The sequence below is a fragment of the Variovorax sp. P4_B10 genome, assembly GCF_056402375.1.
In genome coordinates, this window is sequence record NZ_JBFUHN010000008.1 from 108,669 (window position 1) to 120,951 (window position 12,283).

17 protein-coding genes and 1 pseudogene are annotated in these 12,283 nt (G+C 63.9%); 4 read left to right on the forward strand and 14 right to left on the reverse strand.

Going from position 1 to position 12,283, the window contains the following annotated elements; all coding sequences use genetic code 11:
* Positions 1–101 precede the first annotated feature (101 nt).
* On the forward strand, positions 102–995 hold the full coding sequence (locus tag AC1DXX_RS06495; protein ID WP_478133351.1) for a LysR family transcriptional regulator: 894 nt from the start codon (positions 102–104) through the stop codon (positions 993–995).
* Here AC1DXX_RS06495 and AC1DXX_RS06500 read toward each other — a convergent pair.
* A complete protein-coding gene (locus tag AC1DXX_RS06500; protein WP_478133352.1) occupies positions 985–1,200 on the reverse strand; it encodes a hypothetical protein in 216 nt (71 codons plus the stop codon). The genes AC1DXX_RS06495 and AC1DXX_RS06500 overlap by 11 nt on opposite strands.
* Positions 1,197–1,934, reverse strand: a complete 738-nt coding sequence (locus AC1DXX_RS06505) for an SDR family oxidoreductase (RefSeq protein ID WP_478133353.1) — start codon at positions 1,932–1,934, stop codon at positions 1,197–1,199. Before AC1DXX_RS06505 ends, AC1DXX_RS06500 begins: the two co-directional genes overlap by 4 nt.
* Positions 1,935–2,094: 160 nt before the next feature.
* Between AC1DXX_RS06505 and AC1DXX_RS06510 the strand changes: the two genes are divergently transcribed.
* On the forward strand, positions 2,095–2,535 hold the full coding sequence (locus AC1DXX_RS06510) for a MarR family winged helix-turn-helix transcriptional regulator (RefSeq protein WP_256330717.1): 441 nt from the start codon (positions 2,095–2,097) through the stop codon (positions 2,533–2,535).
* A gap of 65 nt (positions 2,536–2,600) precedes the next feature.
* Here the strand turns inward: AC1DXX_RS06510 and AC1DXX_RS06515 are convergent, their stop codons facing one another.
* The 11 genes and pseudogenes from AC1DXX_RS06515 to AC1DXX_RS06565 form a co-directional block, all read right to left on the reverse strand.
* The gene (locus AC1DXX_RS06515) at positions 2,601–3,263 is read right to left on the reverse strand and encodes a carboxymuconolactone decarboxylase family protein (protein WP_478133354.1); all 663 of its coding nucleotides are present in this window, start codon (positions 3,261–3,263) and stop codon (positions 2,601–2,603) included.
* Between the two features lie 91 nt (positions 3,264–3,354).
* Positions 3,355–3,462, reverse strand: a pseudogene (locus tag AC1DXX_RS06520) ((R)-mandelonitrile lyase); the annotation flags it as partial.
* A 20-nt stretch (positions 3,463–3,482) separates the two neighbouring features.
* Entirely contained in the window at positions 3,483–3,806 is a 324-nt protein-coding gene (locus AC1DXX_RS06525) for a hypothetical protein (RefSeq protein WP_478133355.1), read from the reverse strand.
* Positions 3,807–3,860: 54 nt separating this feature from the next.
* Positions 3,861–4,229, reverse strand: coding sequence for an antibiotic biosynthesis monooxygenase family protein (locus tag AC1DXX_RS06530; RefSeq protein ID WP_478133356.1), 369 nt, complete (start codon positions 4,227–4,229; stop codon positions 3,861–3,863).
* Positions 4,230–4,367: 138 nt separating this feature from the next.
* The gene (locus AC1DXX_RS06535; RefSeq protein ID WP_478133357.1) at positions 4,368–5,108 is read right to left on the reverse strand and encodes an SDR family oxidoreductase; all 741 of its coding nucleotides are present in this window, start codon (positions 5,106–5,108) and stop codon (positions 4,368–4,370) included.
* Between the two features lie 23 nt (positions 5,109–5,131).
* Positions 5,132–6,163 carry an amidohydrolase family protein gene (locus AC1DXX_RS06540; protein ID WP_478133358.1) on the reverse strand — a complete coding sequence of 344 codons (1,032 nt, stop codon included), beginning with the start codon at positions 6,161–6,163 and terminating at the stop codon, positions 5,132–5,134.
* A 27-nt stretch (positions 6,164–6,190) separates the two neighbouring features.
* The gene (locus AC1DXX_RS06545; RefSeq protein WP_478133359.1) at positions 6,191–6,886 is read right to left on the reverse strand and encodes a type 1 glutamine amidotransferase domain-containing protein; all 696 of its coding nucleotides are present in this window, start codon (positions 6,884–6,886) and stop codon (positions 6,191–6,193) included.
* 28 nt (positions 6,887–6,914) lie between these two features.
* Positions 6,915–7,214, reverse strand: coding sequence for a superoxide dismutase (locus tag AC1DXX_RS06550; protein ID WP_093074202.1), 300 nt, complete (start codon positions 7,212–7,214; stop codon positions 6,915–6,917).
* 26 nt (positions 7,215–7,240) lie between these two features.
* The gene (locus tag AC1DXX_RS06555; protein WP_478133360.1) at positions 7,241–7,810 is read right to left on the reverse strand and encodes a flavodoxin family protein; all 570 of its coding nucleotides are present in this window, start codon (positions 7,808–7,810) and stop codon (positions 7,241–7,243) included.
* Between the two features lie 213 nt (positions 7,811–8,023).
* Positions 8,024–8,701: a helix-turn-helix transcriptional regulator gene (locus AC1DXX_RS06560; RefSeq protein WP_478133361.1), complete on the reverse strand. Its 678-nt coding sequence runs from the start codon at positions 8,699–8,701 to the stop codon at positions 8,024–8,026.
* Positions 8,702–8,720: 19 nt separating this feature from the next.
* A complete protein-coding gene (locus AC1DXX_RS06565; protein ID WP_478133362.1) occupies positions 8,721–9,653 on the reverse strand; it encodes an NAD(P)-dependent alcohol dehydrogenase in 933 nt (310 codons plus the stop codon).
* Positions 9,654–9,941: 288 nt separating this feature from the next.
* On the opposite strand from AC1DXX_RS06565, the gene AC1DXX_RS06570 reads away from it, so the two are divergent.
* Positions 9,942–10,892, forward strand: coding sequence for a LysR family transcriptional regulator (locus tag AC1DXX_RS06570; protein ID WP_478133363.1), 951 nt, complete (start codon positions 9,942–9,944; stop codon positions 10,890–10,892).
* Here the strand turns inward: AC1DXX_RS06570 and AC1DXX_RS06575 are convergent.
* Positions 10,889–11,839 (reverse strand): AraC family transcriptional regulator, encoded by a 951-nt coding sequence (locus AC1DXX_RS06575; RefSeq protein ID WP_478133364.1) that lies wholly within the window; start codon positions 11,837–11,839, stop codon positions 10,889–10,891. The two genes, AC1DXX_RS06570 and AC1DXX_RS06575, sit on opposite strands and share 4 nt — an antisense overlap.
* A gap of 140 nt (positions 11,840–11,979) precedes the next feature.
* Between AC1DXX_RS06575 and AC1DXX_RS06580 the strand changes: the two genes are divergently transcribed.
* A partial coding sequence (locus tag AC1DXX_RS06580) for a putative quinol monooxygenase (RefSeq protein ID WP_478133365.1) occupies positions 11,980–12,283 on the forward strand: 304 nt, incomplete at its 3' end.

Below are 12,283 nucleotides of genomic sequence, written 5' to 3' on the forward strand. Positions count from 1 at the left end.
TGCCGAGCGGGGCGCGCGTTGACTAGGTAATGAATGCTTAATACATTTATTACCCTGGCTAATCAGTTCAGGCGAAGCCGCAAGCCCACACTCAAGCTCACATGCCACGACGCAATCTCAACGACCTTCTGGCCTTCGTCACCGTGGCGCGCGAAGGTAGCTTCACCAAGGCCGCCGGCACGCTAGGCGTGACGCAGTCGGCGCTCAGCCAGGCGATTCGCGGGCTGGAAGAAAGGCTGAAGATCCGCCTGTTGACCCGCACCACGCGCAGCGTTGCGCCGACGTCGGCCGGCGAGCGGCTCATGAAGGCCATCGGCCACAGATTCGACGAAATCGAGGCGGAGCTGGAAGCGCTGACCGAACTGCGCGACAAGCCCGCAGGCACCGTGCGCATCACCTGCGGCGACCATGTGCTGCACACCGTTCTGCTCCCCAAGCTCACGCCGCTCCTGCGCGAGTACCCGGACATCAAGCTGGAGTTCGACGTGAACTACGGTTTTCGCGACATCGTGGCCGACCGCTTCGATGCCGGCGTGCGGATGGGAAACACCATCGACAACGACATGATTGCCGTGCCCATCGGTCCGCCGCTGCAAATGGCGGTGGTGGCCTCGCCCGGCTACTTTGCGGCCCACCCTGCTCCCAAGGCGCCCGCCGATCTCACCGCGCACCGGTGCATCAACCAGCGCATGCCGACGTCAGGCGGGCTGTACGTGTGGGACTTCGCCAAGCGAGGCCGCAAGGTGAACGTCCGCGTGGACGGACCTCTGATCTTCAACACCTCGCAGCCCCAGGTCGACGCCGCGCTGGCCGGGTTGGGTATTTCACTGCTGCCGGAAGACGAGCTGATGCCGCACATCGAGGCGGGTCGGCTGGTGCGCGTACTGCAGGACTGGTGCCCGAAGTTTTCCGGCTACCACCTGTATTACCCGAGCAAACGACAACCCTCGCCAGCCTTCTCGCTGGTGGTGAAGGCGCTGCGCTTCAGCAGGTAACTGCAGCAGCATTCAGGCGCTCGAGGAAGAGCTTGCCGAGCCGTTGTTCGACCGCGCGGGCCACCACAGTGAGATCACCAACTTCGACCGCGAGATCGTGGGGCGCGCGGCAGTTGCTGATCGATGCTGACGAGCTGGTCGCGTGCGGACAGCGCACCGCCGGCGGCCACGCCGCATCGGCATCGAAGTGGCCGGACGGACTCAACTGCCATTCATACGCTGGAACAGCGCCTCGCCATGCTGGCGCGTACCGATCGCCTGCCCGATCAGCACTTCGTCGCGGCCCTCGTCGAGGAGCGTCAACGCTTCGATTGCGAACGCTTCCGGACTCATCATTCCGGCGCTCTTCGTGCCGTCGCTGCGGGCGTCGCCGCCCAGGGCGGTGTCGACGATGGGAGGCGCCAACTCCACCACCTTGACCGCGGTGTGGCGAAGTTGATGCCGCAAACTGAGAGTGAACGAGTGAAGCGCAGCCTTGGTGGCGCAGTACACGGGAACATCGGCCATCGGCGCAAAAGCCAGTCCGGACGTGACGTTGACGATGACGGCCCGCTCCTGCCCGCGCAGCAGTGGCAGGAGCTCACCGATGAGCTGCACCGGCGCAGTGAAGTTGATCGCAACCTCCTGCTCCAGGTCGTCCAGCGCGTGATCCCCGGTGAAGCTGCGGCGCGATTGCACGCCGGCATTGTTGAAGACGACGCTGAGGTCCGGGTGCTCGGCAACAATCCAATCGACCAGCGCCCTTCTGCTTTCGGTGTTGGTGATGTCGCAGATCCGCGTGATCAACGCCGGCTCGATCGCTTGCGCGCGAGCCAGTGCTTCTGCGCCCCGGCTACAGACGATGACGCGATTGCCACGCTGAAGAAGTTGTTGCGCAAGCGCAAATCCGATGCCGCTGGAGCCCCCGGTAACGAGGATCGTGCTGTCGCGCAATGTCATGCTCTGGTCCTTTGAAGCGGGAACGCCGGGTCCATCGCCCTCGATGGCTCCCTGACTGTCGTTCTGATACGATCAAATGATGCCAATATGACATCATGTTGTCAATATGGATTTATAGAGACCTATGGCAAAAGCAAAGCGAACCCCCTCCGGCGAAGCGATGAGCAGCTTGATGCTCGAGCTGTTCAGGCTCAACAGCCGCCTACTGACAGCCGGCGACCGGCTTGTCGCGCCGCTCGGACTGACGAGCGCCCGCTGGCAGATCCTCGGCACCATCTTCAAGGGCGAACACCCGCAACCGGTGGCGTGGCTCGCCCGCAACCTGGGCGCCAATCGGCAAAACGTGCAGCGGATCGTCAACGACCTCGAGAAGGAAGAGCTAGTCGCATTCGAGGCCAATCCTCACCACCGGCGGGCGCAGCTCGTGATCCTGACCGACAAGGGAAGGCAGGTCTACGCTGACGCGATGGCATTGCAGGCCCCATGGATCAACAGCCTCTCGGACGGGATTGCCGTGAACGACATCAAGACGATGCAAACGATCATGGCGTCGCTGCGACAGAAGCTGGAGCAAGACACGGAGGAGGACGAGCCAAGCTGACCGTGGTCACCGGATTGATCGGGACATCGCGGGGTTCGGCCATGTGTGGACTCCTTCCAATCGCTTCAACCCGCGGGCTGCGTCGCCAGATGCAGCGCCAGCGCCTCGCGCGCACGCCGGGCGCTGTCGGCATCCACGCGATCGGCCAGCAGTTGCCCGAGTTGCTGCAGTTGCCGCGCCGACAGGCCGACGTTCATGCTGATGCGGATGTGCGCCTGCAACTGCGACTCGACGCCCGCGAGCGCGGCCAGCATGCTGACCGTGGCGACCTCGCGGCTTTGCCAGTCGAGGTTGTCGCGCTCGAAGATGTCGCCGAACAGATGGGTGCGAAGGTATTCGTTCGCCACGGGCGCGAAGTCGAACAGCGGCCCTTGCACCGGCGCACCCGATAGCTTGGTCTGGTTGGCGGTTCCTGCGGCCAGCAAGGCATCGCCCTTCGGAATCGGACGGCTGGGTGCGCGGCCCGGCACATCCTTCACGCCGCGCTGCTTACGCGCCTCCACGACTTTCATCAGTTCCGCGAGCGCATTGAGGCTGCGCGGAAAGCCGGCATAGGCGTAGAGCTGCACCAGCACTTCTCTGGCATCGCTGACGGTGAGGCCGGTGTCCAGCCCCTGGTTCAGTGCGGCGTTCAATTTGGAAATGTCGCCGGCGGCTGCGAAGGCCGCAATCGGCACGATGGCCTGCTGCGCGGCCGACAAGGTTTCAGAGGGGGATGTATTTGTCATGCGGGTCGATTCCTGGTTTTGGGATGCACGGCCGACGGAAGCCGCCAGCCCCAAGGCCATGGCGGCGGCCATGGCAGCCGCGGTGCGGCGCTTAACGTGGGTTGTATTGCTCATCGCCTACTTTCTCCATCCACTCGACGTTCTTTCCTTCCACGGTGCCGGTCACGGCCAGGTGGCTCATCGCGGTGGTCGGCGCCGCCTTCACGGCGTGCGACCGCGTCAGCCCGAAACCTGGTTGCAACTCTTCGATTGCCGCTCTTGCGCCAGCAAGGTCGCCCTGCGCTCCGATTCGTTCATGTGGCTCGATGCATCGATGTAGCGAGCGGCAATGGCAAAAGGTATGACGACCTTCCAGGAGTTGCTCTTGGCCTGCGCCGAACGCTCCTGCGTCACCTGCTCTTGCGCCAGCTGGTCTGCGATGGCCCGGCAATCGAGCGAGGAAAACTGCGATTCCGGCATGCCGCTTTTGGGAATGTTCGTGCAACCCGTCACGAGCAGGACAAGCGGGAACGACAGCAACAACGCATATCTTTTATTGATCATTTATTTCTCTTTGAAGTGGAGGACGCCTCGGCTTGGAACGGCATCGTTTTCCAGTTACGCGGTGCACAGGTTCGGCACGGCGACCTTCTGAAAAAGATGAGGCCGGGCGACCATCGACGCCGGATGCGCCTTGGCCTTCTCCCGGAAGCCGGGATGCTTGAAGGCCGCGCGCCATGCCACCGCGGATTCGAAGACGGCATAGTTGAGATAAGTTGGGCTGTCTCCCAGAGCGCGATGAAGCTGTGTCGAGATAAAGCCGGGCTGGCTCTTCATGAAGGCGGCATCGCCGGCCCATGCCTCCAGGAACGCCGCTTCGTCTTCGGGCGCCATGGTGCAGAGATTGACCAGCACGATGGGGGCCGCATCGATGTCCATCTGGCGACTAACCGGGAATGACGGGTCGAGCGGCTCGATGTCGGGCATGTTTTCAGTTCCTTGGAAAAATCAGAGTTCTGTCGAACAGCCGGGTCGGCGGGGCAACATGTCTCCCCGGCACCAACTCCTGGTGTCGATGAGGAAGCCTGATTTGGACATGCGCTCGTGCCAGTTTCTGGCACCAGCTCAGAACTCCTGCCGTGTCGGTCGGAACAGGATTTCGTTGATGTCGACGTCTTCAGGCTGGCTCATGGCGAAAAGCATGCAGCGCGCAAAGCTGCTCGCGGGAATCGCGTTGCGCTCGTAGAACGCCTGCATCGCCTGTGTCATGCCTTCGGCCTTGGTGGAAGCGGGCAACTCGGTGTCCACCGCGCCGGGCGAGAGGATGGTGGAGCGGATGTTGTACGGCTTGAGTTCCTTGCGCACGCCTTCGGAGATGGCACGCACCGCAAACTTGCTCGCGCTGTAGACGGCGCCGCCTGCGCTCACGATGTGGCCAGCCACCGACGAGACGTTGATGATCTGCCCGCCCTTTTGCGCCTTCATGGGAGGCAGCGCTGCAGCGATGCCATGAAGCACGCCCTTGATGTTCACATCAATGGTCTGGCTCCACTCGTCCACGCGCAGCATCTCCAGCGGCGAGAGCGGCATCACCCCGGCGTTGTTGAGCATCACGTCGATCCGGCCGTGGGATTCGATGGCACGGGCGACCAGCGCCTGGACCTGATCGAGGTGCACGACGTCAGTCTGCACGATGCTCTCGGCACCGAGGCCAAGTTCTTCTGCCAGGGCCTGCAGGCGATCGAGCCGCCGTGCGCCCAAGACAACCTTGGCGCCAGCCCGTACGAGATGGCGTGCCGTTTCCGCGCCCAGGCCGCTGCTGCCGCCGGTGATGACGACCACCTTGTTTTCGATTCCTTGGGTCATGTATTTCTCACTTGAAGTTGGGGTCACAGGCCCAGCAGGCGCTCGGCATTGCCGTGGGCAATGAGGGTCTTGTCCGCGTCGCTCACCGGCAGGCGCTCGATGAAGGCCCGTGCGCCGTCCAGGCTCTGGTAGGGGTAGTCGATCGAATACAGGATGCGCTCGGCACCCATCAGCGCATGGATGAACTGGAAGTGCGGCAGCGTGAGCATGCCGCTGGGCGAGACGTACACATGCTCGCGATAGGTCTGCACGATGGGACGCCGCAGGCCCGAGGCTTCCTGCGGGATGGCGTCTTCCAGCCGTTGAAGGAAGAACGGGACCATCTCGCCCCAGTGGCCGCTGATGACCTGCAACCCGGGGTGCCGGTCGAAGGCGCCTGCGAGCAGCATGCGCACGACCTGGATGCCCGATTCGTTGTGCCAGCCCCAGGCGAACATGGCCAGGCGCGCGCTGAGCTCGTGCTCGAAGCCGCCGTAGTACGGCGCCTGCACGGCGGGCAGCGGCAGACCGGGGTGCACGTACAGAGGCACTTTCAATTCGCTGAAGGCCGCAAGGATCGGCTCGTAACGCGCGTCGTCCAGGAACGTGTCTCCGGGGCGGCCGTTGATGAGCGCGCCCTTGAGTCCGAGCTCTTTCACCGCCCGCTCCAGTTCGCGCGCAGCTGCCTCGGGCGCTTGCCAGGGCAGCGTGGCAAAACCCGCGAAGCGCGCGGGATGCGCCTGTGCCGTTTCGGCCAGCTTGTCGTTGGCCGCGCGGTTCAGCTCGACAGCCTCTGCGGCAGGCAGCATTTGGGGGAACCCGCCATAGGAGAGCACCTGCATGTCGATGCCGGCGGCGTCCATGTCGGCCAGGCGCGCAGCGCCCATCTCCAGCGCTTTGCGAGCGGACTCGCTGGGCGCAATGACATGCGGGCGGCTCGGATCGGCCACGTTCTGGCCATCCACCACGCGGCTGCCCCAGTCGGCAAAGTAAGGCGCCTCGGCGCGCACCAAAGCTTGGGTGGCCCCACCGATGGCACGGTCGAGCACGTGCTCTTCGACACAGATCAGTTTCACGCTATCCCCTTGAAAGCTTCAGGGGGCTTATGCCAACAGGGCGTCGCGCAGCGCGATGCCCAGGCTCGCGGCGGACTGCGGGTTCTGGCCAGTAATGAGCCGTCCGTCGACGACCACGTTGTCGGCCCAGTTGGCAGCGTTCTGATGCTGCGCGCCGCGTTCGTTGAGCGTGGACGCAAGCAGGAAGGGCACGACGTGGGTGGACTCCACCTCCTCTTCCTCGCCGTTGGTAAAGGCGGCCGCCCGCTTGCCAGCCACCAGCAGGCTGCCGTCGGCGCGGCGCGCGTTGACCAGGGCCGCCGGGCCGTGGCACACGGCCGAGACGATGCCACCGGCCGCATCGATCTCGCGGATGGCCTTCTGCGCGGCCGCGTTGTCAGGGAAGTCCCACATCGTGCCGTGGCCGCCCGCAAAGAAGATGGCCGAGTAGCGCGAGGGGTCCACGTCGTCGATGCACAGCGTGTGGGAGATGGCATGGCGGAAATCGGCATCGGCCCAGTAGCGGGCAATGACCGGGTCTTTCATGTCCTCCAGCCCATCCAGCGGCGCATCACCACCCAGGATGGAGGCGAACTCCACCTGGATGCCGGCTGCCTGCAGCTTTTCCAGCGGATGAGTGACTTCGGCCAGGTTGTAGCCGGTGGGAATGCCCGTTGCGCCCTTCACAGCGTTGCTGCTGACGACGAAGAGGATGGGCTTGAGTTCGGAAGCTTGCTTGGTCATGGTCGTACGTTCCTGTGTTCGGCGCGCCTCAGGCGTTGCCGGGTGCGAAAAGCGATTCCCAGTTCAGGAAGGGGCCGAGCGGGATGACGTCCCAATCAAGGAGACCGGCCTTGGCGAGCGGAAATTCGCGCAGCGCCTTCAGGGCGGCATCGGCCGATTCGCACTCGGCAATGATGGCTACGCCGGGGCGGTCCTGGCGAAAGTAGATGTCGCGCACGACGCCGCCCTTGTAGAGCTGCCAGGCGTGGCGGGCCTCATCCTGCATGTGCGGCTGGTACTTTTCCAGGGTGGCGCCAGGCGCGGGAATGTCGAGGCAAAGAAATTTCATGAAGTGGCTCCTTGGTAAAAAAAGCATCAAGCGGGTTGAAATCGGCGAACGGTCTCGGCCACGCGCCTGCCCAGGTGGGCGGCGGTTTCCAAGTCGCTCGTGATGGGGGCGTCGTCCGGTCCCTGGTCGCCGTTGGACTGCGCCATCGCGCCCAGCCAGCTGCCCAGGCGATTGAGGTCATGCACGCTGCCGCGGCTGCTGTCGTTGCCCGGCTTCAAGTCGAGGCCCACCCACAACATGCCGTGCTGCGCCGCAAACAGCGCCATCGAGATCAGCGAGTGCAGCTTGTCGCCGTTTTGCGCACCCGAATTCGTGAAGCCGGCGGCCACCTTGTTGCGCCACTTCATGTCGTTCCAGACGGGCTTGGTCGAGGCCTCGCAGAACTGCTTGAAGCGCGCGCTCGGCGAGCCGTTGTAGGTGGGCGAACCGAAGACGATGGCGTCGCTCGCCTCGAGCACGTCCCAGGGGATGGCGCCTTCGGAAACGGCGATCAGCTGCACCTGCGCGCCGGCCACCCCGCGCGCGCCTTCGGCCACGCTCTGGGCCTGCCTGGCTGTGTGGCCCCAGCCGCTGTCATGGACGATTGAAATCAGCATTGGGTCTTTTCCATTTCAAGATTCCTACGCCGTAGGGTGAGGGGAAGGTCAAGGACGATCGAGTTGCGAAGCTCGCTTTGTCGCCTTGAATTCTCTGTTTTAGAGAAAATTAGATGCTAAGGTAGAAAAATACTATCCAATGTAGAAAAGCATTCCCCTGCGAGAAAGTTCGAATTCACCAATGGACTTGGTAAACGCGCCTGAGCCGCACAACTAAGCGTTGTCAGGCTGGTTGCAGGGAAGCCCTTCTCGCCATTCCTTGACAAGCTGCCGGCGCGCACGCGGATAGCGTTCGTCCAGAAAATCGACCGTCACAATGCGGTCTGTGCGGATACGGCAAAAGTCGCCGCTCGACTCGCACCATGCGGCGATCAACCGCTGCGATTCGACGAAGCCGAGCATGATCGGCCAGATGGTCCGCTGCGAAATGGCCCCGCTGTCGTCCGCGTACCCGACGTGCATCTTTCGCTGCTCGCGCATGGCCCGCCGTACCTGCGCCAGATCGAAGACCGATGTGTCCTTCCTTTTGCGAAAGATGTAGAGCGCGTTGTCGTCCAACTCCGCCCTCATCTCGGCCGGAAGCACGCCATTGATTTTTGCAAGCGCGTTCTGCACGGCCAGCGCCAACGCTTCGTCGGCGTGGCGGCTGACCCATTGCGCACCGACCACGAGCGCCTGGACCTCCTCCTCCGTGAAAGACAACGGCGGCAGAAGGAAGTCCGGCCGGAGGATGTAGCCGACGCCAGCCTCGCCCTCGATGTGCGCCCCGATGGACTGCAGCGTCGCGATATCGCGGCGGATGGTCCGCAGCGATACGCCCGTCTCGCGGGCCAGTATTTCGCCCGACACGGTTCCGCGATGCCGGCGAAGCACCTGCATGAGGTCGAACAAGCGGTGGCTTCGCGACATGTCAGGCCATCGCCACGAGGCCCTTGCCGCCGAGCTTGCGGCCCGCTTCGAGCGCGGTGACGAGGCCAATCGCCTCGTCAAGGGGAACGATCTCGGCGATCGGCATCCGGAACTTGCCGTCCTCCGCCGCGCGGGCGAGGCTGTCGAGAATGTCGGGTCGCGGCGTGCAGACGATCGGCTTGAGGCGTCGGTTGAAGATCGAACGAACGAACTTGCCCGGCGTGGGATCGAGGTCCAGGAACACGCCGTCCTCGCGCAGCAGGCCCAAGCCCTGGGCGGTCGTCATCGTGGCGGCCGTGTCGTAGACGACGTCGAAACGCTCGTGCAGCTTGGACAGGTCCGTTGTCCGATAGTCGAAGACGTTCTGGAGACCGAGGGCCTGTGCCCGCGCCATGGCTCCCGCGCTGCAGCTGCCCGAGACAATGGCCCCGTGCATTCGCGCAATCTGGACAGCCGCTTCGCCGACGGCCCCGGTGCAGCCGTTGATGAAGACATGCTGGCCGGCTGTCAGCTTGGCCTTGTCGACCAGCCCGTTCCACGCCGTGACGCCGGGGGTTCCAAGGCAGGCCGTATCCTCGAAGGAGATGTTGTCGGGCTTCCTTGCCAAGGCGGTTTCGTTCGCAATCACGGCTTCTCCCAACGCGCCGCTTTCCTTGAAGCGCGCAAGCCCGAAGACGGCATCGCCAGGGGCAAAGCGTGTCACGCCAGGACCGACGGAGATGACCGTGCCGGCGAAGTCGAACCCCATGGCACGGGGAAACGCCCTGCCCGTCACGATCTTCATCTGGCCGTTGCGCAGCTTCCAGTCGATGGGGTTGATGGCTGCGAACTTGACCTTCACGGCCACCTGTCCCTGGCCGGGCGCCGCCAACTCGAACTCGTCGAGCCGCATCAACTCCGGACCACCGTACATGCTGTACTGAATGCGTTTCATGGCCGGCTGCTCCTCGCGAATGATTCAGCGAAGCCCCGGATCACCGCGCGCGCAATCTCCGGTGTGGCGCTAGTGGTTTGAGTCACGATGTTTCCTTGTGTTGCCTGAGAAATTTCAGTCTAGGCAGCGCTGGTGCCAGGTTTTGGCGCCAGTCTTTTCGTGGCGCGCGCTCTCAAACCGATCCTTGTTGCCCCGCATTCCCACGGGAGCTTTCGGCAGGCATACTAAGTAGAAAAATACTATCCAATGTAGAAGCGTATTCCCATGCCAGATGATCTGAATTCCCCAATGTATTTGGCAAAGGCGCCGCCGGAACGCCAGGAGCGGCTCGACGGCGTGACCTTGTTCGTGGACGTCGTGCGCCTCGGAGGCTTCACCCGTGCAGCCGAGCACCTGAGCCTCACCCGCTCGGCCGTGGGCAAGGCGATCGCGCGGCTGGAGGCTCGCCTGGACGTGCGCTTGTTTCACCGCACGACGCGCGTGCAAAGCCTCACCGAGGACGGCCAGATCTATTACGAACACTGCCTGCGCGCGCTCGCGGAGCTGCAGGCTGCAGAGGCGCAGATGGAGTCCGGCCGGCACCAGGTGGCGGGCCGTTTGCGCGTCTCCATGCCGGTCTTGTTCGGCCGCCATTGCATCGCGCCGATCCTGCTCGAACTCGCTCGCGAGCATCCATCGCTCGAGTTGCTCTTGAGCTTCAGCGACCGACCTGTCGATGTGCTGGCCGAAGGCTTCGATCTCGCCGTTCGCAGCGGCTTCCTCGGCCATGAAAGCGAAGGCCTGCGCGCACGCAAGCTGGTGGTGCAGCGCAAGCGCGTGTGCGCCTCCCCCGACTACCTGGCCGCGCACGGGCGACCGCAGAACACGGGCGAGCTGGCCTCGCACAGCATCCTCATTTACCGGCGTGCCGACCGCATCAACACGTGGCAGTTGCCAGATGCGACGGGACGAATCACGGAGATGCCGCTCAACTCACGCCTGCAGCTGGACGATCTGGAGGCCATCGCAGACGCAGCGACGGCCGGCCTCGGCCTCGCGTGGTTGCCCGAATGGCTGGTGAAGGAACGGCTGCGCACGGGGGCGCTGGTCAGCGTGCTGGACGACCAGCCCGGCGCCACGATGGATTGCTACGCCCTCTGGCCCGCTGCGCCGCACATGCCGCTGCGCCTCCGGCTGGCGGTGGATGCGCTGGTGGAACAGCTGCCCAAGGTATTGGGTGTGCCGGCCGAGAGAGGCTAACGAGCCGCGTCGGCTCGGGCTTTCTGCCGCAGATCCTGGACGTCACGCTTCGGCGGCGCGCCGAACAGGCGGCCGTATTCGCGGCTGAACTGCGACGGGCTCTCATATCCCACCTGGAACGATGCGCTGGAAGCATCGATACCTTCTGCCAGCATCAGCTTGCGCGCTTCGTTTAGGCGCAGCCATTTCTGGAACTGCAGCGGACTCATGGCCGTCAGGGCACGGAAATACCGATGGAACCGCGACGGGCTCATCTGCACATGGGCGGCAAGCACCTCGATCCGCAATGGCTGCGCGAAATTCTGCTTCAGCCATTCGATGGCGCGCCCAATACGCTGGTTGTGGCTCCCCACCGACGCCATCTGCCACAGCTGCGCGCCCTGCTCGCTCATCAGCAGGCGATAGAAGATTTCCTTGCACATCAGCGGCGCAAGCACCGGAATGGCCGCCGGGTCGTCCAGCAGTTCCACGAGCCGCAGGAAGAGTTCGAGAAATTTCTCCGTCGTCTCGCCAAGGAGCAGGCCCGGCATCAGACTCGCCTGCCCCGCCAACGCCGGAGGTTCGGCTTGAATGACGAGCTCCGCGATGCTGCGTACATCCAGTTCCAGCACCAGGCTCAGGTACGGCCGGTCGGGATGCGCCTCAACGGCCTGCAACACAACCGGCAGGTTGAGCGCTGCAAGGAGAAAACGGCCACTGTGGTAGCTGTAGGCACGGCCTCCAAGCAACGCGTGCTTGGCGCCCTGAACCGTCAGCGCAATGCTGGGCCCCACCATGCAGTTCATCGGCTCAGTCGGCTCGTCGTGGCGATAGAGCGTCAGTCCCGGAACGGCAGTGGCGACTTGCTCGACGCCGTCCGTCCAGCGGGCGATGCGGTGTGCCAGCGCGGCTCGCAGGGCTTCGAACGTATCCGGCTGCACGCCGGAACTGGGCCGCTCTTGCTTCACTTCTTTTCTCCACGGCTAATAGCGCATGGTAGGGCGTACTTGCCGGTCGGTTGTCCATTACCTGCGGCAGCGGTCGGATCAGGCAAGAACTTGCGCGGATCTGTCTATCGAGGCTGTCGTGTTTGCGCCAAGAATGACGCATGCCATTTCCGACCATTCGCGCGCCCAGGCATTTCTGGAAGCTCGCACTCTTCGGCACGTCGCTGCTGACGCTGGCGCTGAGCGAGACTGCGCTCGCCCAACCGGCCTCGACACCGCTCGTGCGATTTGCAGAACTCGATGTCGACAAGACCCGATTCGACGGCTTTCGCAAGGCCGCGCGCGAAAACGCCGAGGCCAGCATGCTGGAGCCGGGAGTCCTCGCCTTCCATGCCGCGGCGGAAAAAGACAACCCCGGCCGCGTCCGCGTGTTGGAGATGTATGTCGACGCGCAGGCCTACAGGG